The organism is Candidatus Blochmannia vicinus, assembly GCA_030020825.1.
Taxonomy (GTDB): domain Bacteria; phylum Pseudomonadota; class Gammaproteobacteria; order Enterobacterales; family Enterobacteriaceae; genus Blochmanniella; species Blochmanniella vicinus_A.
In genome coordinates this window covers 34,939-58,807 of the sequence record CP125213.1, presented here as the reverse complement: position 1 = coordinate 58,807, position 23,869 = coordinate 34,939, and the positions used below count along the sequence as shown (strand labels likewise).

Sequence of the window (23,869 nt, the reverse complement as noted above, 5' to 3'; positions counted from 1 at the left end):
ATAAGTATCACTCTAACATAAATATATATGAATCCTGCTATTACTAAAAAACTAATAGTATTACAAGAACGTTTTAATATATTAGAAAAATTACTCAATGAACCTGATGTTATTTGTGATAAAAAACGTTTTTGTGTTTTATCTAAAGAACATGCACGCTTATCTGAAATAGTTATTTGTTTTAAACGTTGGTTAAATATGCAACAAGAAATAGCTAATATAAAAGAAATGCTTGCAGATACAGATATGCATGACATTGCACAAGATGAATTAAAAGAATTTTATTTAAATCAGTATAACCTTGAAAAAAATTTAAAAATACTATTATTACCTACAGACCCTAATGATAAATTAGGTTGTTTTATAGAATTGCGAGCTGGGACTGGTGGGAAAGAAGCAGCAATTTTTGCAGGAGAATTATTCCGAATGTATGCTCGTTATTCAGAGATACGTCGATGGAAAATAGAAATTATCAATGCTACTTATGGCGAATACGGTGGTTATAAAGAAATAATTGCAAAGATTCCTGACAAAGGAACATATGGGCAATTAAAGTTTGAATCTGGAGGGCATCGTGTACAAAGAGTCCCTCACACTGAATCCCAAGGTCGGGTTCATACTTCTACTTGCACAATCGCTGTAATTCCAGTAATACCAAATATTAAACTTCCTGATATTAATCTGAATGACTTAAGAATTGATACTTTTAGATCATCAGGTGCAGGAGGACAACATGTAAACACCACTGATTCGGCAATTCGTATTACCCATATACCAAGCGGATTAGTTGTAGAATGCCAGGACGAACGATCGCAGCATAAAAATAAAGCTAAAGCATTATCAGTACTGGGTTCTAGATTACATGCTATTGAAATGAAACGTCGACAAAAAGAAGTGTCTTGCACCCGACGTAACCTACTAGGTACTGGAGACCGATCTGATCGCATCCGTACATATAATTTCCAACAAGGTCGTATTACTGACCATCGTATTTCTTTCACATCATATAAACTAAATGATATAATGAACGGAGATTTAGATATTTTGATGCAGTCAATATTTGATAAAAATCAAGCTAATCAACTTGATAAACTATTAGAGTCAGAATAATGACATGGGATCAGTGGTTGTATTGGGCTAGTTTAAATCTAAAAAAATCTATAAGCCCAAAAAGAGACGCTGAAATTATTTTAGAAAAAGTTATAAATAAACCTCGTGCCCAATTGTTGGCGTTTGGAGAAACTTTATTAAAGTATGATACCATCATTCAACTAAAATCATTAATTGATCGTAGAAAAAAAGGGGAACCTATAGCTTATATAATTGGTTCAAAAGAATTTTGGTCCTTAAATTTTAAAGTAGCTCCAGGTGTATTCATTCCTAGATCAGACACTGAATGCTTAGTACAACACGTTCTTGACTTACTATATACACCTACTAGATTAAATGTTTTGGACTTAGGTACTGGAGTAGGAACAATAGCTTTAGCTCTTTCATCAGAAAGACCAAATTGGAGTATTACAGGAGTAGATTGCCAAAAACAAGCATTATTTATTGCTTGCCAAAATAAAATTTTTCTGAATTTAAAAAACGTAAAATTTATATATGGAAACTGGTTTAAATATCTAGTAAGGAAAAAATTTAATCTTATTGTCAGTAATCCGCCATATATTGCTAAACATGATTCATGTCTACAAATTAGGGACATGAATTTTGAACCTAAACATGCATTAATATCAGGACAATCAGGTTTATCGGATTTAACAATAATTTGCAAGCTTTCTACTCAACATTTGCATCAAAATGGATGGCTGTTTTTAGAACATGGCTGGAATCAAGGAAGATATATGCGCACATTATTTTATAAATTTGGATTTACTCATATCCATACAATACGCGATTATCATCATTATGAACGTGTAACATATGGACAATGGATATCCCATTAATATTTTATATCGCACACATATCTTATTTATTACAATAATACAATTATAAGTAAACAAATTTTAAAAATAACTACAAATAAATTATTAAAATTTAAATTTAAAAAATAAAATGTATAAATATATAATAGAACATATTTAATTTTAAAAATCTAATTAATACTGTACATTTGAAATTAAACCATTTGGAAACGAAATACATGCAACAGTTAACAGTTGATATTATCGATATAAAAGTATCAAATAATTTACCGTTAGTACTATTTGGAGGAATGAATGTTTTAGAGTCACGAGACATAGTTATGAAAGTTTGTGAACATTATGTTCACATAACTCAAAAATTAAATATACCTTATATATTTAAAGCATCTTTCGACAAAGCAAACCGTTCATCAATTAATTCATATCGTGGACCAGGATTAGAAAAGGGTTTACTCCTATTTCAAGAATTAAAAAAAATGTTTGGAGTCAAGCTTATGACTGACGTACATGAAATTAATCAAGCAAATATTGCATCAGAAGTAGTAGATGTATTACAAATTCCAGCATTTTTAGCTCGTCAAACAGATTTAATTGAATCTGTAGCAAAAACTGGACTAGCAATTAACATAAAAAAACCACAATATATGAGTCCAACACAAATAGTAAATATTGTTAATAAATGTCGTTCATTTAAAAATAACAAGACAATTTTATGTGAACGAGGTACTTTATTTGGCTATGATAACTTAATAGTAGACATATTAGGATTTAATATAATGAATCAAATTTCTAAAGGTTGTCCAATAATAGTGGACGTTACACATTCTTTGCAAACACGTAATCCTTTAAGTCCTACTTCTGGAGGCAGGAACATACAGATTTATGATATAGCTAGAGCCAGTACAGCAGTAGGTATCGCTGGATTATTTCTTGAAGCGCACCCAAATCCAAATTATGCTAAATGCGATGGTCCTTCTGCATTACCCTTAAATAAGCTAGAACATTTTTTAAAACAAATGAAAGCTATCGATGAACTAATTAAATCCTTTTAAAAGTTATATACCTACATTAAATAATAACGAAAAACAACATTATTTAAACTAAAAATTAATTGTAAATTAATCTTATTTTAATCTAATTAAAAATTCTTGAAGATTAAAAAGACAACGTCATGATAATTTTTATGAAAACCGATAAATAATATTATAAGTTCAATATAATTAAAGAAAACACTCAACATCTTAAAGATTAAATTTTAATCCTAAATCAAGACAAACAATAAATATAAAAGCATAATTATTAAATAATCATTAATTTAAGTTGCCTAAATTATTAAAAAAATAAAGTCTATTAAAATTAATATTGACAAATATTCGATCATGTTTTCTAATATTAGAAAACAAATGTACATTACTATACATATTTTAAATTTTTTATTAATTTCACCAAACTCTACAACAAAACATATTTTATACAATAAAAATATCTATAATACTAAACAATACTATATAAATATAGACATTAAAAGTCCCATAATATAATTTGAAATAAAAATTCAAATAAAAAATATAATCAAAGTTATATTACATATTAATATATTAAAACAAAAAACAAACACATACTTATACTTTCTCCCTTACATAAAAAATACATTACAGTTTAAATATAAAAAAATACTAATTACTATAAATATTATCTTTTTCTATAAATTCTAATGTGTTCTATTGTTAGAATTACTCAAGATTTAAAGGTTTTTATATCTAATAAAAATCTCAATCAAAAAATTAAAAACTTTAAAAAACTAAATTTAATTAATAACTAATTATTAAAATTGATAATGATTTAGATAAAAATAAACAACTCCTATATCCTCAAAATAATACAAATCATAAAAATTATTTTAAATAAATTTATTGAACGAAAATTATAATGCTACTTAATAATAAGTACTTAATATAATATTAAAGTAATTTAATCCGAATATTTATCTGAATATCTTATATTATAAGATATAAAAATCATATTAATATCATCATTATTAATTAATTTTAAAAATTATATCAATTAAATCAAATATAATTTTCACATTTATACTTTTTACACATAATAATAATATGTTAGAATTATTCAGTTTTATATTAAAAATATATTACATAATAATAATAATAAATTTATTACAATTATCAACGATAATTTACAATCTTATATAAGATTTTCAATTATTTAATGCATAATAGATATCGTCTATATATAAAATAAAATAAAAATATGATAAGGTACATAATGCTTGGTGATTCTACATCATAAAATGACATACGATGAAAAAATTAAAAAATAAACTTAAAAAGTTAATATCTTATACGATAACAAACACGTATAAGATATTAATAATATAAGGGAATCATCAATGCTTGTAATCATTCTAAATAACGGAAATAAATATCAATATAATCATCCGGTATCTCCTTTGCAAATTGCTAAAGATACAGATTCAACATTGTCTAAAAATTTCATAGCTGCACGAGTAAATGGTAAAGTTATTGACATTACAGATTTAATATATCACGATTCAACATTAGAATTTATCAGCTCAGAAGACAATACAGGATTGAATATAATTTGCCATTCTTGCGCACATTTATTAGGACGTGCCATAAAACAACTATGGCCTGTAACCAAAATGGTGATTGCTTCAGTAATAAATACAAGATTTTATTACGATATAGATCTTGATTATCACCTTACTAATAACGACCTGATAATTCTAGAAAAACACATGATTCTTCTTGCTAATAAAAATTACAATATTATAAAAAAAAGCGTTAATTGGACCCAAGCCAAAGAAATTTTCTTATCCATTGAAGAAAAATACAAAGTATCCATACTCAATGATAATATTAATCCAACTGAACATATTAGATTATATTATCATGAAGAATATATAGATATGTGTCTTGGACCACATGTACCTAATATTAGTTTTTGTCGAAATTTTAAATTATACAAGATTTCTACATCTTATTGGCGAGGAAGTAGTAAAAATAAAAAATTACAACGTATTTATGGTTTTACTTGGGCCAACAAACAACAATTAAAAATGTTAAAACATAATACATTACAAAATAATAAAAAACATGATCACCGAAACCTTGCTAAACAACTACACTTATATCACATACAAAAAGAAGCTTCCGGCATGGTATTTTGGCATGAAAATGGATGGATTTTGTTACAAGAATTAAAAAAAATTATACGAACACAACTTAAAATATATAAATACCAAGAAGTTAAAAGCCCTATTATGATTGATCATGCGTTATGGAAAAAAACAGGTCATTGGGATAATTATCATGAACACATATTTACTACTTCTTCAGAAAATCATGAGTATTGCGTTAAACCAATGAATTGTCCAGGACATATTCAAATTTTTAACCAAGATATTAGATCTTATAAAGATTTACCTTATCGTGTAGCTGAATTTGGAAATTGTCACAGAAATGAACCATCTGGATCTTTACATGGATTATTAAGAACACGAGAATTTACCCAAGATGATGGCCATATTTTTTGCACAAAAACACAAATATTCGATGAATTAAACCATTGTATTAAAATGATGTATGATGTATACCATATATTTGGATTTAAAACAATTTTAGTAAAACTATCTACTCGTCCAAAAAAACGGATTGGAACAGATGCAATATGGGATACAGCAGAACAATATCTATCTACTGCACTTCAGCATAATAATATCTCATTTCAATATCAACCTAATGATGGTGCATTTTATGGTCCTAAAATAGAATTTATTTTACTAGATTCTTTTGATAGAACTTGGCAGTGTGGTACAATACAACTGGATTTTTCTTTGCCAAATTTACTAAATGCGCGTTATATTGATCATAACAATAATCGTGTAGCTCCCGTAATGATTCATAGAGCAATCCTTGGTTCCATGGAGCGATTTGTTGGTTTAATTACAGAAGAATATGCAGGATTATTTCCAACATGGCTAGCCCCAACACAAGTTGTCCTGATGAATATCACTAGTCAACAATCTGAGTATATTTCTATTATAGAAAAAAAACTAATAAATAAACAAATAAGAACAAAAGTAGACTTGAGAAATGAAAAAATAGGATTTAAAATTCGCTATCACACTTTACAACGTGTACCTTATATGCTGATTTGTGGTAATAAAGAAATGAATCAAAATACAGTAGCCATACGTACTTATCGTGGTAAAAAATTAATTAACTATAATATTGATGTATTTATAAAAAAATTACTATGTGAAATTAACAATTACAGTTTTCATCAAATGGAGGAATAACATATTATTAAATCAGGAAAAAAAATACAATCAATACGCTTGAATCGTATCAATAGAGAAATTAATGCTCACAAGGTTCGTTTAACTGGAGTAGACGGAAAGCAAATTGGTGTAGTTAGTTTACATGAAGCACTGAAGCAATCTGAAGATATTGGTCTTGATTTAGTTGAAGTCAGTCCTAATTCTGATCCACCTGTATGTAGAATTATGAACTACGGTAAATTTCTGTATGAAAAAAATAAATCTACAAAAGAACAAAAGAAAAAACAAAAGGTGATTCATGTTAAAGAAATAAAATTCAGACCAGCTACCGATGAAGGAGATTATCAAATTAAATTACGCAGTTTAATTAAATTTCTAAATGAAGGAGACAAAGTAAAGATAACGTTACGCTTTAGAGGCGGTGAATTAATTCACCATCAACTTGGTACAAAAATGTTACACCGTATACGTAATGAATTAAATGAATTAACAACAGTAGAATTTTTATCAAATAAAATTGAAGGGCGTCAAATGACTATGATTTTAAATCCAAAAAAGAAATAATAAGCCACGAAAATCCAAAGATTAAATAATAATCATATTATTTACATATTAGTGTTAAAACATACAATTTAAAAGAGATTATCGGGACTGATTTATGCCTAAAATTAAAACACTTCAAGCAGCTAGTAAACGATTTAAAATAACAGCTTTAGGAAAATATAAATATAAACATGCTCATATGCGACATATTTTAACTAAAAAATCTACCAAACATAAACGTCATTTACGTCAAAAATCTATACTTCCTAAAATTTATTTAACTACAATTATGAGATGCTTGCCATATATATAGAACAATCTAATTTGACTTATTATAGAGATTGTTTTAAATATCATGCCACATCCTTTGCATTATTAGGAGAATAATACATATGACGCGCGTCAAAAATAGTGTAGTGGCACGTGCTCGCCATAAAAAAATATTAAAACAAGCAGCAGGTTACTATGGCGCTAGGTCTCGTACGTATCGTGTTGCCTATCAATCAGTAATAAAATCTGGACAATATTCTTATCGGGATCGTCGTCGGAAGAAACGTTTATTTCGTAGATTATGGATTAATCGTATCAACGCTGCGTCACGAATATGTGGTATTTCTTATAATTATTTAATAAATGGATTACACAAATCTGATGTTTACATCAACAGAAAAATGCTTGCTGAAATAGCTGTTTACGATAAAGAAACGTTTTCTGTTTTAGTCGACAAAGCAAAAATTAATTTATAATCATCTGTATTCCATTACAGTATAAATACAATTTTAATTAAACATTAAATTTTTTAAATTTCCATTCAATAGTAATTTTTTTTGAACAATCCAAATAAAAAAATCACTAATAAATGATTATATACAAATATAATTTCCTAAAAAATTAGATTTATACACAATCATGCATTATATAATATTAATTAAATTTAATTGTAAATAATGCTATATATAATTAATAATAGCACAAGGATTTACATATGTCATTAGATCTTATACATAAACTAGTTATGCAAGCACAATCAGCTATAATACAATCTAATAGCATAGATACTTTAGAATCGATACGTGTTAAATTTTTAGGTAAAAAAGGATACTTAAATCAACAAATTAAAACTCTTAACAATTATTCATTAGATATACGACCTAAATTAGGTACAGCTATTAATCAAGCAAAAAAAGATATATACACATTGTTCATTGAACGAAAAAATATTTTAAAATCAAAAAATATAAAAAAAACCTTAACTACTAATACGCTAGATGTCACTTTACCAGGACGCCTATCAGATATAGGCACACATCATCCAATAACAAGTACCATAAAACGTATGAAGCTTTTTTTCAACACTTTAGGATTTTCCATAACACACGGACCAGAAATTGACGATGATTATTTCAATTTTGATGCACTAAATATCCCCATATACCACCCTTCCAGAGACGAACACGACACCTTTTGGTTTGATGAAAAAAGATTACTTCGAACACATACTTCTGGTATTCAAATACGTGCCATGGCTAATACAAATCCTCCTATTCGAATTATCTCTTTTGGACGAGTATATCGTAAAGATTATGATCAAAAACACACACCTATGTTTCATCAAATGGAAGGTTTAATGGTAGATTATAACATTAATTTATGTCACCTAAAAAAAATATTATATGACTTTTTATATAATTTCTTCGGAAAAAAAATTGCTTTACGTTTCAGACCATCTTATTTTCCATTTACAGAACCATCTGCAGAAATAGATGTAATAGACCAAAAGACAGGAAATTGGTTAGAACTATTAGGATGTGGTATGATACATCCTAAAATTTTAAACCAAGCAAATATTAATACAAAAAAGTTTTCAGGATTCGCTTTCGGAATAGGAATAGAACGACTAACAATGTTATTTTACAACATCAACGACATGCGTATTTTTTTTAAAAATGATTTACAATTTCTTAATCAATTTCAATAATGTAGAGATGTTAGAATGAAATTTAGTGAAATGTGGATACGAGAATGGACGAACCCATCTATTAGTAGTATCGAATTAGTTAATCAATTAACTATGGCTGGATTTAAAGTTAATGAAGTAAAACCTGTTTCTAATATTTTTCATGGAGTAGTTATTGGTGAAATTGTAGAATGTAAAATACATCCAAACTTCAATAATGTATGGGTAACAAAAGTAAATAACGGTAGTAATAAATTATTGAATATTGTTTGTGATGCTGCTAATTGTCGTAAAAATATCCGAACAGTTGTTGCTAATATGGGATCAATATTACCAAATGGACATAAAGTTAAACTAACTATTATACAAGGACAACAATCAGAGGGCATGCTATGTACCTTTTCAGAATTAGGAATAATTCATCACACAGCAGGTATAATAGAATTACCTATGGATGCACCTATTGGGCAAGACTTTTATGATTATTTACACCTTAATGATAATATCTTTGAAATAAATATTACTCCTAATAGAGGAGATTGTCTTAATATAATCGGAATTTCTAGAGAAATAGCAGCCATCAATCATCTAAAATTAAAAAAAATAAAAATTAATTCAATTACACCAACAATCCATGAAACTATTCCAATTGCTATTGAAGTTCCTGATGCATGTCCACAATTTTTAGGAAGAATTTTAAAAAACATTCATATCGCTATTCCTACGCCCTTATGGATAGCAGAAAAACTACGTCGTTGCGGAATCTGTTCAGTAAATGTAGTGATTGATATTGCCAATTATGTATTACTAGAACTGGGGCATCCAGTTTATATTATCGATTATGAAAAAATTGAAGGTAATATAATACGCATACGATTTTCACAAATCGGAGAAACATTAAAACTCTCTAATAACAATAATTTAAAATTATTTCCCAATACAATAGTGATCTCTGATTTTAAAAAACCATTATCAATAGCCGGAATAACTATTCCTAATCAATACTGCATTTGCTCCAACACTTGTCACATCATGTTACAATCTGCTTTTTTTAAACCATCTACTATCGCGAGTCAATCGAAACTGTATCATATGCATGATCTTTTTTCTTTTCGTTATGCAAGAGGAGTTGATCCAAGCATATCTAAATTAGCTTTAGATCGCGTTACATCATTATTATTAAAAATCTGTGGTGGTTATCCCGGTCCAATAATAAGCATGATAAATAATGATATATTACCGAAACCAAGCAATATTATATTAAATCGTACTAAATTAAAAAAAATTCTTGGATTTAGTATTCTGGATAAGGAAATCACACATATTTTAACACGACTTGGTTTTAAAACTGAATTTTTAAATAATAACTGGAAGGTACTAACGCCCACTTGGCGTTTTGATATTTCTATAGAAGAAAACTTAATAGCAGAAATAATACGTATTAATGGATACAACAACATCCCTCATGTTTTCATTCCTACAAAATTAATAACAAATCATAACTACACATCAACTGTATCATTATCAAGGGTAAAAAACCTATTAATAGATCGTGGTTATCAAGAAATAATAACATATAGTTTTGTAAATGCTAACATTCAAAAATTATTACACCCACAACAAACTCCATTAATTTTAAAAAATCCAATCACATCAGACATGTCTACCATGAGACTATCTTTATGGCCCGGATTAATCAAATCAATGATTTATAATCAAAATAGACAACAAAAACAAATTAAATTATTTGAAAGCGGTATGTGTTTTATTCCAGAAAAAACTGCTGAAAACAAAGTGCATCAAAATTTTATGATAGCTGGAATACGATCTGGTTTTAGATTTAATGAACATTGGGATTTAACAGAACATCCGGTAGATTTTTACGATATAAAAGGAGACGTAGAATCACTACTAAACATAACCAATAAATTAAATTATGTAAAATTTAAAAAATTCATGCATCCCGCACTACATTCTGGACAAAGCGCAGCAATTTATTTAAACAATATATGTATTGGATATATTGGCATGGTTCATCCTGCTATACAAACGAAACTAAATTTACGATTACACACACTAGTATTTGAACTGTCATGGAATATGATTTCTAAATCCACATTATCTAAAATTACTACCATTTCTAAATTTCCGAAAAATTACCGAGATATTTCTATAATAGTACCGGAAAATATTTCTGCAGAATCTGTTATTACCGAATGTAGAAAAATTACCCATAAAAACCACTTAGTTGAAATTAAGTTATCTGATGTCTATAAAGGCCAAGGTATACCAAAAGGTTTTAAAAGTTTTACTATTAAATTATTTTTACAAAGTAAAACTCATACTTTAAAAGAAGAAGAAATTTCTGATATTGTTAATAAATACTCAATAATTTTAATAAAACGTTTTCATGGCACCTTAAGATAAGAGCAAATATTGTCCTATATAAATCTTATTAAAATATTGCTAACAGAGCAGTAAATAAATAAAATAGATTAAAAAATTATTTTAAATAAATTTTATAAAAATAAGCACAAGTATTTTGATTGTTTAGTTACACAGTTTTTAACAAAAAAGTTTCATATGAATCATTTAAATAAGCATTTTGAATTTATAAAAAAAATTAAAAAATATATAAAAGTTATTTACAATACTAATGATTCGATAAAAATAATTTAAAAAAGTTATTATTATTAAAATAATATAGTACTCTGTTTATATATATGTATAAATATACAAAAGTTCATATATTAAATATTCAATCCTGATAGAGGAAGATTTATGTGTTATTTAAGATTATTATTATCTAACTCTTATGATCCATGGTTTAATTTATCACTTGAAGAATATATGTTTAAAAATATACCTAAAAAACAGTCTATACTATTTTTATGGAGAAATCAAAACACAGTGGTAATAGGACGCGCTCAAAATGCATGGAAAGAATGTAACACTCGCCGTATGGAACGAGATGGCATTAAATTAGCGAGAAGAAGCAGTGGGGGTGGCGCTGTGTTTCATGACTTAGGTAATACTTGTTTTACTTTTATATCTACTCAAAAGAATTATAACAAAAACCTATCCACTAATATAGTTTTAGATGGATTAAATCGTATTGGAATTAAAGCTATCTTCTCTGGAAGAAATGATATTGTCATCAATACAACAGAAGGAGAACGTAAAATTAGTGGCTCTGCATATCGTAAAACACCTGGATGTCAATTTCATCACGGGACATTACTCCTACATGTTGATATTACTAAGCTTACTTATTATCTTAATCCAGATCTTAAAAAATTGGAGACTAAAGGAATTACCTCTATTCAATCTCGTGTTGCTAATTTAAATAAATTAAAACCTGATATTAATCATGAAGAAGTATGTCAAGGATTAACAGAAGCATTCTTCGATTATTACAAAATGAGAGTAAAACCAGAAATATTCTCTATAGATAATTTTTATCATATGCCAGGATTTTCTGATCAATTCAATAAACAACGTGACTGGAACTGGAATTTTGGCAATACTCCTATATTTACACATCAACTAGACACCCATTTTGATTGGGGTAGTATAACATTGCATCTTAATATAAAACGCGGAATAATTGATTGCTGCCACATTTTTACCGATTGTTTAGACCCAGACCCTTTAGAAATGTTAGAAAAAAAATTAATAGGTATAGCATACAATTCTAAAAGTGTTTCATATTGCTGCAAACAATGGATAAAAAACTGGCCTCAACATAAAAAAGAATTATTAGAAGCTTCTGATTGGTTAATTAAGAATATATCATAATTTGTTATTAGTTTTATTATTGATCTTCATCACTAACTGATATATTTATTAATTTTAATATAATTACATATATATATTTATACTTACTGAATATAATGAAATTATACACAATATACTTCCATTGACCTTACAAAAGAGATCATATATACATCACAGTATGTATATAATATAGCTTCTAAATAAATTAGATTTACTATTTGAAAGTATAAAAATTAATTTAAAAACACTGATTAAACAAATTAAATCTATGCTCTTTATAAAAATTGTGTTATATGTTGACATAATACAGTATGTAAATAAACCATATAATACATGAGAATATTTTACGATTATAAATATCTAATACATTAAAAACAATAAAAATATTACACAATAAGTTTAAAAGGTAATTTATAATGAAAAATAATATCAAACAAAATACACATTATATGCTTAAAAACCACGTTTCTTGGAGTGGTCTAACCTTAACTGATGCAGCAGTGAAACAAATTCTTTATGTAAAAAATAAAGATCCTGACATTTTAGGATTAAAAGTAACCATAAAAAAATCAGGGTGCGCGGGATTTACATATATTATGTCTAAAGTTGTATCGTTAAATGACAATAACCTAATATTTGAACGTAATGGAGCTAAATTATTTATACCATTAGATATAATGCCATTTATTGATGGAACTGAATTAGATTATGTAGAAGAAGGATTAAATCATATGTTTAAATTTAATAATCCTAAAGCTCAATTTTCTTGTGGATGCGGTGAAAGTTTTGGAATTTAAAAACAGGTATTATTATGATACGCAATAACTTTAACATATACGACGATATTAATAAAAATTTAACCAAAAATAACAATTTGTATTATAAAGAAGGGTTTTTTACTAAATTAAAAAATGAAGAACTCAAAAAAGGTATTGACGAAAATGTAGTATGTGCTATTTCAGAAAAAAGATCAGAACCAAAATGGATGTTAGAATTTAGACTTGCAGGTTATCATGCCTGGTCCAATATGAAAGAACCACATTGGTTAAAAGGACATTATCAAAAACTTGACTATAATTCTTATAGTTATTTTTCCGCTCCAGCATGCATCGAAAATAAAAAAAATCAAAAAACAAAAAAAAATGCAGATGCTCTTTTAAATAAATCAAAATACTTAACCAAAGAAGTAAAGCATACCTTTAACAAACTAGGTATACCAACACAAGAAAAAGGAAATGTAGCAGTTGACGCTATCTTTGACTCAGTTTCTGTATCTACTACATTCCGTACTACTTTATTAAAAAAAGGCATTATTTTCTGTTCATTTTACGACGCCATTCGTGATTATCCAGATTTAGTACGTCAATACTTAGGAACTGTAGTATCTTTTAAAGATAATTTTTTTGCTGCACTCAACGCTGCAGTTGTATCTGATGGTACGTTCATATATATTCCTAAAAATGTACGCTGCCCTATGGAATTATCAACTTATTTTCGTATGAATTCTAAAAAAACTGGACAATTTGAACGCACTATTTTAATTGCCGATACAGGCAGTTATGTCAGCTACATTGAAGGATGTTCGGCTCCAATACACAATAATTATCAACTTCACGCAGCAGTTGTAGAAGTTATCGTACTAAAAGATGCCCAAGTAAAATATTCAACAGTACAAAATTGGTTTTCTGGTAATCAACGTTCTCAAGGTGGGATTTTAAACTTCGTTACTAAACGAGCACTATGTGCTGGAGAAAATGCCAAAATGTCTTGGACTCAATCCGAGTCTGGTTCTGCCATTACTTGGAAATATCCAAGTGTAATCCTAAAAGGAAATAATTCTATTGGAGAATTTTTTTCCGTTGCTATTACTAATGGCATACAACAAGCAGATACCGGGACAAAAATGATTCATATTGGAAAAAATACACACTCAACCATCATTTCAAAAGGAATTGCGCTTGGAAATAGTCAAAATACTTATCGAGGATTAGTAAAAATTGAAAAAACTGCTTCAAATTCACGTAATTTTACACAATGCGATTCAATGTTGATAGGTAAACAGTGCGGTTCTCATACATTTCCAATCATAGAATCAAATAATAATAGTACACAACTAGAACACGAAGCTACAACTTCACGAATAAGCGATAATCAACTATTTTATTGTAGACAACGAGGTATTAATGAAGATGATGCAATCTCCATGATTGTAAATGGATTTTGTAAAGATATATTTTCTAAATTACCTTTAGAATTTTCTATAGAAGCACAAAAATTGCTGGAAATTACTCTAGAACACAGTATTGGATAAAATTTTTACTTTAAGTATCGTAAAACATAGTCATTCAAAAAGGAGAAATAATAATGTTATCAATAAAAAATTTGAATGTCAGTGTAAAAGATATATCTATTTTGAAAAAACTAAATCTAGAAATTAATCCAGGTGAAATACATATTATCATGGGACCTAATGGATCCGGAAAAAGCACATTATCTGCTACACTATCTGGTCAAAAAGATTATGTTGTTACTGATGGGGAAATTTTATTTAAAGATAAAAATTTATTACTTCTAAAACCAGAAGAACGTGCCGGTGAAGGAATTTTTGTAGCATTTCAGCATCCAGTAGATATTCCAGGAATTAGCAATCAATTATTTTTGCACAGTGCTGTTAATGCCGTACGGAAATATCGGAATCAATCTCTTATTGATCGATTTGATTTTATCCAACTTGTTCAAAAAAATATGAAATTATTAAAAATGCCCTCTGATCTTTTAACTAGATCAGTAAACGTTGGTTTTTCTGGAGGTGAAAAAAAACGCAATGATATCCTTCAAATGATAATGCTGGAACCATTACTATGTATTCTTGATGAAACAGATTCTGGTTTAGATATAGACGCAGTAAAAATTGTTTATAACGGTCTTAATATGTTAAGTAATAAAAAACGTTCATTTATCATAATCACACATTACCAAAGAATTTTAGAATACATTAAACCAGATTATGTTCATGTACTACACAAAGGTCATATTATAAGATCTGGAAATATCGATTTAGTCAAAAAGCTTGAGGAAAAAGGCTATGGCTGGTTATCTTGATAATAAAAATAGAGTACTAAATGAGTGGTACCAATTATTTAAACAAAAAAATAGTAATAATTCAAATCTAATAAATAAGCACTGGAAACACATTGAAACGCTCGGATTACCAGATCTCAAAAGTGATAATTGGAAACACACTTCACTTGAAGAATTGTTAACCTACAATTTCGACTCCTCCAAAAATATTGAATTTAACGAATCTAAATATAAAAAACTAGGACTTTCTATAGATTCCTATCGTCTAACATTTATCAACGGTAAATTCTCGCCGGAATTAAGTGATAAGAACATTGATCCATGGATAATTAAAATCAATCGTAATTCCAATCGTTATGCATTACCTAATCCAATTCAACCGGAAATGTTCTTATATTTAACTGAATGCCTAAGTGATGCAACAATACATATAACTTTGCCTGCGAAAAAAATAACAAAAAAACCACTGTATTTATTATATATTAATGAAGGATCTAATACAAAAAATAAATTAATTACATCGCATTATTATCACTATCTTGAAATCGGACGTCATTCCAATACCTGTATTATAGAACATTTTATTAGTGTAAATAAAAATGCACACTTTAGTGGTGCACGTGCATCTATGAAAATAGGAAATAACGCTAAATTACACCATATTAAATTAGTATTTGAAAATCGTGAAAGTTACCATATAGCACATAATGATATTAACGTAGGACAGTATGCAAATGTAGACAGTAGTATCTTTGTTATTCTTGGTCCTAAACTTACATGTCATCAAACTAGCGCACAGATCAATGACTCAGGAGCATCTTTATCACTAAATAGCTTAATATTGCTATCAAAACAAGATATTGGAGATATGCGAACTTATTTAGAACATAACAATCAAGAACACGCTATAAGCAGACAATTACATAAAATAATTGCATGCGATTGCAGCACTGGTGTATTTAATGGATTAATAAAAGTAAATCCAAATTCTATTAAAACTGACGGAAAAATGACAAACAATAACTTACTATTACACCAAGATGCAAACATTAGTAGCACTCCTAAACTTGAGATTTACTCCGATGATGTAAAATGTAGTCATGGATCAACAATAGGACAAATTGATTCTGAACATCTATTTTATCTAAGTACACGAGGTATTCTAAAAAAAGATGCATTAAAAATGCTGATTTACGCTTTTTCTGTTGAAATTATAGAATCAATTGAAAATGATGTAGTACAAGATACCGTTTTGACAAGAATAAATAAAGCTTTATCAAGGATAGTAACATGATAACAATGTATCCTATAGAAAAAATTAGATCAGATTTTCCTATATTAAGTCGTATTATAAATCAACACCCTCTTACTTATCTTGATAACGCTGCAGCTGCTCAAAAACCCAATATTGTTATAGACGCACAAGCTAATTATTATCGCAATGAATATGCTGCTGTGCATCGAGGTATTCATACGTTAAGTACTGAATCGACTGATCAAATGGAAAAAGCACGCTTACGTATAGCTAATTTTATTAATGCATCTAGAGAAGAAATTATTTTTGTTAAAAACACTACTGAAGCTATTAACTTAATTGCCAATAGTTGGGGTCATAATTTTACAAATTACGGAGACAATATTATTATAACTGAAATGGAACACCACTCCAATATCATTCCATGGCAAATATTAGCAAAAAACAAAAAAATAATATTGCGTTATATACCATTAACTCCTAACGGCACATTAGATATATCCAGCTTACCAAAACTTATAGATCATCGTACTCGACTCTTATCGATATCACATATGTCTAATGTTTTAGGAACAATTAACCCATTAATAGAAATAACTAATATAGTGAGAAAAAAAAGCGATGCTTTAATACTAATAGATGGAGCGCAAGGAATTGCCCACCAACCAGTAGATGTACAGAAATTAAATTGTGATTTTTATGTATTTTCCGGACATAAAATATATGGACCTTCTGGTATTGGTGTCATGTATGGGAAAAAAGAATTACTTCAAAAAATGCCCCCATGGATAGTAGGGGGAGGAATAGTTCAAGATGTAAGTTTAATTCAAGACACGACGTTTATAGATTCTCCTTGGAAATTTGAATCAGGTTCTCCTAACATTGGTGGTATTATAGGATTAAATAATGCTATAGAATATGTCAAATCAATAGGAATTGACAAAATTCATACTTATGAAGACCAACTAATCCATTATGCTACAAATATATTACAAAAAATTCCAGGTTTAATATTGTATGGGCCAAAAAGCATGAAAAGTAGCATTATTGCCTTTAATGTAGGCACGCATCATTCATATGACATTGGAATGTTATTAAATCAATACGGTATTGCTATACGAACAGGACATCATTGTGCAATACCTATTATGAATTATTTTAAAGTACCAGGTATGTGCCGAGCATCGTTAGCTATGTATACAAATAAAGAAGATATCGACCAGTTAGCACACGGACTAACTAAAGTACAACATTTACTTAATCAATAATAATTATACTAAAACAAAATAATGACGAAATTCCCAACAAAAGCTCAATTACTACGAAATTTTTTAAGTTGTATCAATTGGGAAGAAAGATATATGTATATAATCCATCTCGGAAAACTATTACCTGATTTTCCAACAAATATGCGAATAAAAAAACATTTAATTTCCGGATGCCAAAGTCAAACATGGATTGCTTTAACTCACTCTATAATTCTCCACAATAATTTAATAAAACTACACGGATATAGTGATTCTGCTATTGTCAAAGGAATCATCACTATAATTTTCAGCTTATACCAAGGATTAAGCTTACAAGAAGCTATTAACATTGATATTAAACCATTTTTAATAGATCAATTACAATTAAAACAAAACTTAACCATATCTCGATCCCAAGGAATATACTTAATATTAAACTCTATACATTCCCAAGCTAATGCTTTATATAAAGAATAATTTTTTATATTTCTACATACATTAATAAATGATTAATTAATTATGTATTTTTTAAAATTGATAATAAAATCATCAAAACACAACATCATTAATTCCTATCAAATATTTGATAGGAATTAATGATGTTGTGTTTTATTTCCTTTCTATTATCGTTATAACGATAACCCATAAATCATATATAAATATTTTGATACATTCCTACTTAAATTACTTATGATAAGAAGTGACTTGATTATCGATACGTTGATTAGCTCGTGCTGCTTCACTTTTATTTTTTTCTACTTCAGGACGTAAATTATCTATATCACTACTGATCTGATCAATTTTTTCATTTAAATCATGTACTTCAGAAGATAATTCTTTTATTTTAGTTGTACTCGCACAACTAACTAATACAAAAGAACTTAAAATAATTGCAGAGCATACTAATCTATTACGATTCATCTTCAATATTCTCCTTTATTAAATATATTTAAATTATATATAACTCGTATTAAACATATCTATTAAGATATGTTTCTTATTTCTATTTTTTAACGAAAAAATCTTCATACAATAAACACAATAATATAACCATAACTTTTTATATTTTTTATATAAAACAGCAACTACGTTATATTTTTATATAAATAAAAATCACAGTTTTACTTTAAATTTCAGTTCTACTATAATACATTAGTTTAAACAATTTTCACATATATGCACAAATAACTACAATCATTTTATTTAACATGTTGTAATGTTGTACTATTATAACCAATGCGTTCTAATGGACTTGAACCATCGACCTCTACCATGTCAAGGTAGTGCTCTAACCAATCTGAGCTAAGAACGCACACAACAACAATACTACTCTATTACTACTTACTTACACTAATCAATATTACTGTTATTCTACTAACTTTAATTATTTGACTTTTTTCTAAAACTTAACTAAGATACCTCAAAAGTGAAAATTAAATAATCTATACATCAAAAAATAAAACCACCCATAATTTTATCACACATCAAATATTTTGAACATATCTTATATCATGAAAGCACATTTTTATTATAGTTATTTAAATGTCTTCAAGATATGTTTAACAAAAAAAAGGTGTATGTTATACTGAGAATCAAATAAAATTTGACATTATACATGATAGTATATTGAAAAATATGTTTTCAGGTATTATACAAGCTATCGTTCCTGTTTATGAAATTAATGAAACAACTAATTTTAAAACATATACAATTACATTACCCATGCATTTGCTTTCAAATTTAAAAATTGGTTGTTCTATATCAAATAATGGATGTTGTTTGACAGTTATTGCAATTAAACGCAATTTAGTCAGTTTTAACCTAATACATGAAACATTAAAAATAACCAATATGGACATGTTAAAAATAGGAGACTTAATCAATATAGAAAGACCACTCAGTTATCATTCTGAAATTGGTGGGCATTTAATGACTGGACATATTGATTGCACTGGAAAAATTAAAAAAATAATTACTTCAAGAAATAATAAAATAATATGGTTTAGTATAAGAAATAAATATTTTCAAAAATATATCCTAAAACAAGGATCAATTGGTGTAGAAGGAGTAAGTCTTACGGTAAGTAAAATACTCAATAATTATATACGTGTTTGTTTAACTCCATATACCGCTATAAAAACAACACTTGGAGATAAACAAATAGGTAATATAATAAATATTGAGATTGACATTATCACAAAATCTGTTATAAACAGTGTTGAAAGAACATTATCAATTATTAATTTAAAAAATAGTACCTATATTGACAATAAGTAAAAATATATAACTAAATTCAAAAATTGATTATAACTACTAAACTCCTTTGGAACATGAAAATATAAATAAAATTACATAATAAATTTATCAAATATAATTTAAGCTTTTAGTAAAAAATACAAATGAATAATGTAATAGAAAAAATTAAAAATCAAATAGAAAAAAATACCGTTGTCCTATATATGAAAGGTACTCCGGATGCCCCTAAGTGTGGCTTTTCTTCAAAAGCTGCACAAGTGTTGTCTACTTATTATATACAATCCTTTCTTTACGTTGATGTATTAGTTCATTTAGATATTAGGTATGCTTTACCAAAATTTTCTAACTGGCCTACTTTCCCACAATTATGGATAAAGGGAAAATTAATAGGCGGTTCAGATATAATAATTAATATGCATCGAACAGGAGAACTAAAAATTCTAATCGATCAAGTTAAGTTACAACATAATATATAACTAGATTAGTTCACTTATTTTTAAAATAATACCAAATTATATATAATATAATATACATTATCTAAAAATTTTTATTTTTACCATAAAATACAAAATTATTAAACAATAGTCTAATTAGAAATTAGAGTCGCAAGGAGTTAATGGCCAACCACCAAGTCTTTTCCATCTATTCACCAATTCACAAAATAACATCGCAGTACGCTCAGTATCATATAACGCAGAATGTGCTTTTTTTTTATCAAAAAAAACTCCTGCACGAGCGCACGCCTTAGCCAATACAGTTTGTCCAAATACTAACCCACTTAAAGTAGCAGTATCGAATGTAACAAAAGGATGAAATGGATTATTTTTCATAAAACTTACACGCTCTACTGCTGCCATTAAAAAACTATGATCAAAAGACGCATTATGCGCTACAATAATAGCACGACTACATTCTTGAGTTTCAATACCCTGACGTACCATTTCAAAAATTTCACGTAATGCTTCCTGTTCTGTTACTGCAGATCTTAAAGGACTATTTAGGTCAATTCTATTAAAAGCTAATGATTCTGGTTGGATAATAGCTCCAGGAAATGATTTAATATGAAAATTAATGGAATCATCAACACACAACCAACCGTATGCGTCCATTTTAAGAGTAACAACAGCAATTTCTAATAAAGCGTCAGTATTAGCATTCAGACCTGCCGTTTCTACATCAATTACGACTGGATAATACCCGCGAAATCGCGCTCGAAGAGTATTTTGATCATCTTTATAAATCATATTTATTATAAGATTATATCTACATGAAATAAACGACTAATATTATCACAGATTTTAATATATCTTCACCATTTATTGTATAAAATTACAACAGTTTTATTATTAATATGTAACACACAATCAGTTTATTAAACAACAAATTTACTTGTTGTAAACATAATTTAATAAACATAAACATTCCTGCAAGTTTAAAATATTAATTAAAATTTTGATACAACACTACCATTAAAATTTATTATTTATTTATTAACAAAATATTTTTATTCAATTAAGTAATTACAATTTCTTACGCCAAAAATATTTAAAATATAAAAATAGACTATAATAATTTCATTTTATATAAATATACAAACATCATATATATTATTTATACAAAGTTATAGATAATACTAATCTATACATACATAAAAACATATACTATTCTTATTAATTTTAATTTTAATTACTTCATATATTTATCAATTAAATATAAATGATGCTAATATAATAAAATTTTTTAAATAATTATTAATAATTATTTACTTTTACATTTTATATAAATATTTATTATTGTAGGTAAATTATTTTAATATAAATATTAAAATAATTTACCTACAATAATAAATATATGCTATACTTTAATGAATTAAATTCTATATAATAACATATTACAATTACTAACCTATGATCATAAGCATGCATTATATACCATGTTTATTATTATGAACAATATACTTATATAAGTGGTAATTAACTTACTTATAATCAATAACATATCTAAATAAAATAAACTTAATTAAAAGGAAAAAAAATTGGAATCACCATTAGGATCAGATTTAGCGCGTCTTGTAAGAATATGGCGCGCTTTAATTGATCATCGTTTAAAGCCTTTAAAACTCACACAAACACATTGGATTACATTACATAATATTTGTCGATTACCTCCGGAACAATCTCAAATCCAATTAGCAAAAGCCATAGGAATTGAACAACCATCTTTAGTAAGAACACTGGACCAACTTGAAGAAAAAGCATTAATTATCAGACACACTTGTGTTAATGATCGACGAGCTAAGCGAATTAAATTAACTGAAAAGGCTCAACCTGTTATTATCGAAGTAAATCGGGTCATTTCTATTACTAGAAACGAGATTTTTAATGGCATTAATCATGAAGAAATAATTTTTCTAAATAACATCATTTCTAAATTAGAAAAAAATATCATAAATTTACATAATAAAAATTAAGAATATCTATAAAATTTAGAACATATATTTATCAATAGTACCTATACACTTATATAGTAATAAGTAAACTTTATAACAACAAACTTCCTCAGCTTAAGCCCTATACTGTTATAAATACTTAATCATTATTACTTATCAGTTATAAACTGTAACCTCTATATAATAAACGAGCTTATATTACAAGTACTAAAATATATTAATTATTATTCCTACCTTTTCCCATGCTATTATTTATTTTAAGTAATAATACAAAATATGTTATTGTATTTTAAAAAAATTAATATTAAATCAATATTTTATGTCAGTAGATAACACTAATATCTCTCATATCAGACGAGAATATACATTTGGACAACTGCGTTATTCAGACTTGACTGACCAACCTATTCAGTTGTTTTCAATGTGGTTAAATCAAGCTTATTTTGCGCAAGTACCTGATCCTACTGCAATGTGCTTAGCTACAGTAGATCATACTGGTCAACCTTATCAACGTATGGTACTATTAAAAGGATTTAACAATAAAGAAATGATATTTTTTACTAATCTTAATAGTCGTAAAGCTATACATTTGGCTAATAACCCAAAAGTTAGTTTATGCTTTCCTTGGAATATAATAGATAGACAAATACTGATAACCGGAATTGTTTGTAAACTTTCAGAAAAAGAAGTTTTGAAACAATTTTATACACGTCCAAAAAATAACCAAATCAATACATGGGTATCCAATCAATCCAAAGTTATCTCCTCTAAAAATATTCTTAACAATAAATTTTTAGAGTTTAAAAAAAAATATTTAGATAAAAAAATACCATTTCCTGAATTTTGGGGTGGATATAAAATTAATATAAATAGCATGGAATTCTGGCAAGGCGGAATAAATAGATTACATGACCGATTTATATATCAACGATATAATCATACATGGTGTATTGACCGTTTGTCTCCTTAATTATAATTACTATGATTCCAATAAATTTGATAATATATCGAAATATAATCAAATTAATATAATAACATCCAATATATAAGTACAT

At 27.3% G+C, this 23,869-nt stretch carries 22 protein-coding genes and 1 tRNA gene; 20 read left to right on the top strand and 3 right to left on the bottom strand.

The window, feature by feature from the left end; genetic code table 11:
• The first annotated feature begins 27 nt into the window (after positions 1 to 27).
• The 16 genes from prfA (at position 28) to QMA81_00170 (ending at position 18,586) form a co-directional block, all read left to right on the top strand.
• The gene (gene prfA / locus QMA81_00245; GenBank protein ID WHL24777.1) at positions 28 to 1,110 is read left to right on the top strand and encodes a peptide chain release factor 1; all 1,083 of its coding nucleotides are present in this window, start codon (positions 28 to 30) and stop codon (positions 1,108 to 1,110) included.
• On the top strand, positions 1,110 to 1,949 hold the full coding sequence (gene prmC, locus QMA81_00240) for a peptide chain release factor N(5)-glutamine methyltransferase (protein WHL24776.1): 840 nt from the start codon (positions 1,110 to 1,112) through the stop codon (positions 1,947 to 1,949). The genes prfA and prmC overlap by 1 nt, the downstream gene beginning before the upstream one ends.
• Positions 1,950 to 2,146: 197 nt before the next feature.
• A complete protein-coding gene (gene kdsA, locus QMA81_00235; protein ID WHL24775.1) occupies positions 2,147 to 2,980 on the top strand; it encodes a 3-deoxy-8-phosphooctulonate synthase in 834 nt (277 codons plus the stop codon).
• Between the two features lie 1,355 nt (positions 2,981 to 4,335).
• Positions 4,336 to 6,267 (top strand): threonine--tRNA ligase, encoded by a 1,932-nt coding sequence (thrS, locus tag QMA81_00230; protein WHL24774.1) that lies wholly within the window; start codon positions 4,336 to 4,338, stop codon positions 6,265 to 6,267.
• Positions 6,268 to 6,306: 39 nt separating this feature from the next.
• Positions 6,307 to 6,813, top strand: a complete 507-nt coding sequence (gene infC / locus QMA81_00225; protein WHL24773.1) for a translation initiation factor IF-3 — start codon at positions 6,307 to 6,309, stop codon at positions 6,811 to 6,813.
• 94 nt (positions 6,814 to 6,907) lie between these two features.
• Complete coding sequence (gene rpmI / locus QMA81_00220; protein ID WHL24772.1) at positions 6,908 to 7,105, top strand: 50S ribosomal protein L35; 198 nt, start codon at positions 6,908 to 6,910, stop codon at positions 7,103 to 7,105.
• A 79-nt stretch (positions 7,106 to 7,184) separates the two neighbouring features.
• A complete protein-coding gene (gene rplT, locus QMA81_00215) occupies positions 7,185 to 7,538 on the top strand; it encodes a 50S ribosomal protein L20 (GenBank protein WHL24771.1) in 354 nt (117 codons plus the stop codon).
• Positions 7,539 to 7,777: 239 nt separating this feature from the next.
• Positions 7,778 to 8,770: a phenylalanine--tRNA ligase subunit alpha gene (pheS, locus tag QMA81_00210; GenBank protein ID WHL24770.1), complete on the top strand. Its 993-nt coding sequence runs from the start codon at positions 7,778 to 7,780 to the stop codon at positions 8,768 to 8,770.
• Positions 8,771 to 8,785: 15 nt separating this feature from the next.
• Complete coding sequence (pheT, locus tag QMA81_00205; protein ID WHL24769.1) at positions 8,786 to 11,176, top strand: phenylalanine--tRNA ligase subunit beta; 2,391 nt, start codon at positions 8,786 to 8,788, stop codon at positions 11,174 to 11,176.
• Between the two features lie 354 nt (positions 11,177 to 11,530).
• On the top strand, positions 11,531 to 12,547 hold the full coding sequence (locus QMA81_00200; GenBank protein WHL24768.1) for a lipoate--protein ligase: 1,017 nt from the start codon (positions 11,531 to 11,533) through the stop codon (positions 12,545 to 12,547).
• Positions 12,548 to 12,942: 395 nt separating this feature from the next.
• On the top strand, positions 12,943 to 13,323 hold the full coding sequence (gene sufA / locus QMA81_00195; GenBank protein ID WHL24767.1) for a Fe-S cluster assembly scaffold SufA: 381 nt from the start codon (positions 12,943 to 12,945) through the stop codon (positions 13,321 to 13,323).
• A 14-nt stretch (positions 13,324 to 13,337) separates the two neighbouring features.
• Positions 13,338 to 14,837: a Fe-S cluster assembly protein SufB gene (gene sufB / locus QMA81_00190; protein WHL24766.1), complete on the top strand. Its 1,500-nt coding sequence runs from the start codon at positions 13,338 to 13,340 to the stop codon at positions 14,835 to 14,837.
• Positions 14,838 to 14,890: 53 nt separating this feature from the next.
• Positions 14,891 to 15,628, top strand: a complete 738-nt coding sequence (gene sufC, locus QMA81_00185) for a Fe-S cluster assembly ATPase SufC (protein ID WHL24765.1) — start codon at positions 14,891 to 14,893, stop codon at positions 15,626 to 15,628.
• Entirely contained in the window at positions 15,612 to 16,901 is a 1,290-nt protein-coding gene (gene sufD / locus QMA81_00180; GenBank protein WHL24764.1) for a Fe-S cluster assembly protein SufD, read from the top strand. Before sufC ends, sufD begins: the two co-directional genes overlap by 17 nt.
• Complete coding sequence (locus tag QMA81_00175) at positions 16,898 to 18,130, top strand: SufS family cysteine desulfurase (protein WHL24763.1); 1,233 nt, start codon at positions 16,898 to 16,900, stop codon at positions 18,128 to 18,130. The genes sufD and QMA81_00175 overlap by 4 nt, the downstream gene beginning before the upstream one ends.
• A 21-nt stretch (positions 18,131 to 18,151) precedes the next feature.
• Positions 18,152 to 18,586, top strand: a complete 435-nt coding sequence (locus QMA81_00170; protein ID WHL24762.1) for a SufE family protein — start codon at positions 18,152 to 18,154, stop codon at positions 18,584 to 18,586.
• Positions 18,587 to 18,793: 207 nt separating this feature from the next.
• Here QMA81_00170 and QMA81_00165 read toward each other — a convergent pair whose 3' ends face one another.
• Together QMA81_00165 and QMA81_00160 are read right to left on the bottom strand one after the other, a co-directional pair.
• Positions 18,794 to 19,030: an LPP leucine zipper domain-containing protein gene (locus QMA81_00165; GenBank protein ID WHL24761.1), complete on the bottom strand. Its 237-nt coding sequence runs from the start codon at positions 19,028 to 19,030 to the stop codon at positions 18,794 to 18,796.
• A gap of 316 nt (positions 19,031 to 19,346) precedes the next feature.
• Positions 19,347 to 19,421: transfer RNA gene (locus QMA81_00160), tRNA-Val, on the bottom strand.
• 323 nt (positions 19,422 to 19,744) lie between these two features.
• Here QMA81_00160 and QMA81_00155 point away from each other — a divergent pair.
• Both QMA81_00155 and grxD read left to right on the top strand, forming a co-directional pair.
• The gene (locus QMA81_00155; GenBank protein WHL24760.1) at positions 19,745 to 20,386 is read left to right on the top strand and encodes a riboflavin synthase subunit alpha; all 642 of its coding nucleotides are present in this window, start codon (positions 19,745 to 19,747) and stop codon (positions 20,384 to 20,386) included.
• 122 nt (positions 20,387 to 20,508) lie between these two features.
• Entirely contained in the window at positions 20,509 to 20,841 is a 333-nt protein-coding gene (grxD, locus tag QMA81_00150; protein ID WHL24759.1) for a Grx4 family monothiol glutaredoxin, read from the top strand.
• Between the two features lie 114 nt (positions 20,842 to 20,955).
• Here grxD and rnt read toward each other — a convergent pair whose 3' ends face one another.
• A complete protein-coding gene (gene rnt / locus QMA81_00145; GenBank protein ID WHL24758.1) occupies positions 20,956 to 21,609 on the bottom strand; it encodes a ribonuclease T in 654 nt (217 codons plus the stop codon).
• Positions 21,610 to 22,400: 791 nt separating this feature from the next.
• Between rnt and slyA the strand changes: the two genes are divergently transcribed.
• Positions 22,401 to 22,835, top strand: a complete 435-nt coding sequence (gene slyA / locus QMA81_00140; protein ID WHL24757.1) for a transcriptional regulator SlyA — start codon at positions 22,401 to 22,403, stop codon at positions 22,833 to 22,835.
• A 298-nt stretch (positions 22,836 to 23,133) separates the two neighbouring features.
• Positions 23,134 to 23,784: a pyridoxamine 5'-phosphate oxidase gene (pdxH, locus tag QMA81_00135; protein WHL24756.1), complete on the top strand. Its 651-nt coding sequence runs from the start codon at positions 23,134 to 23,136 to the stop codon at positions 23,782 to 23,784.
• The last annotated feature ends 85 nt before the right edge of the window (positions 23,785 to 23,869 follow it).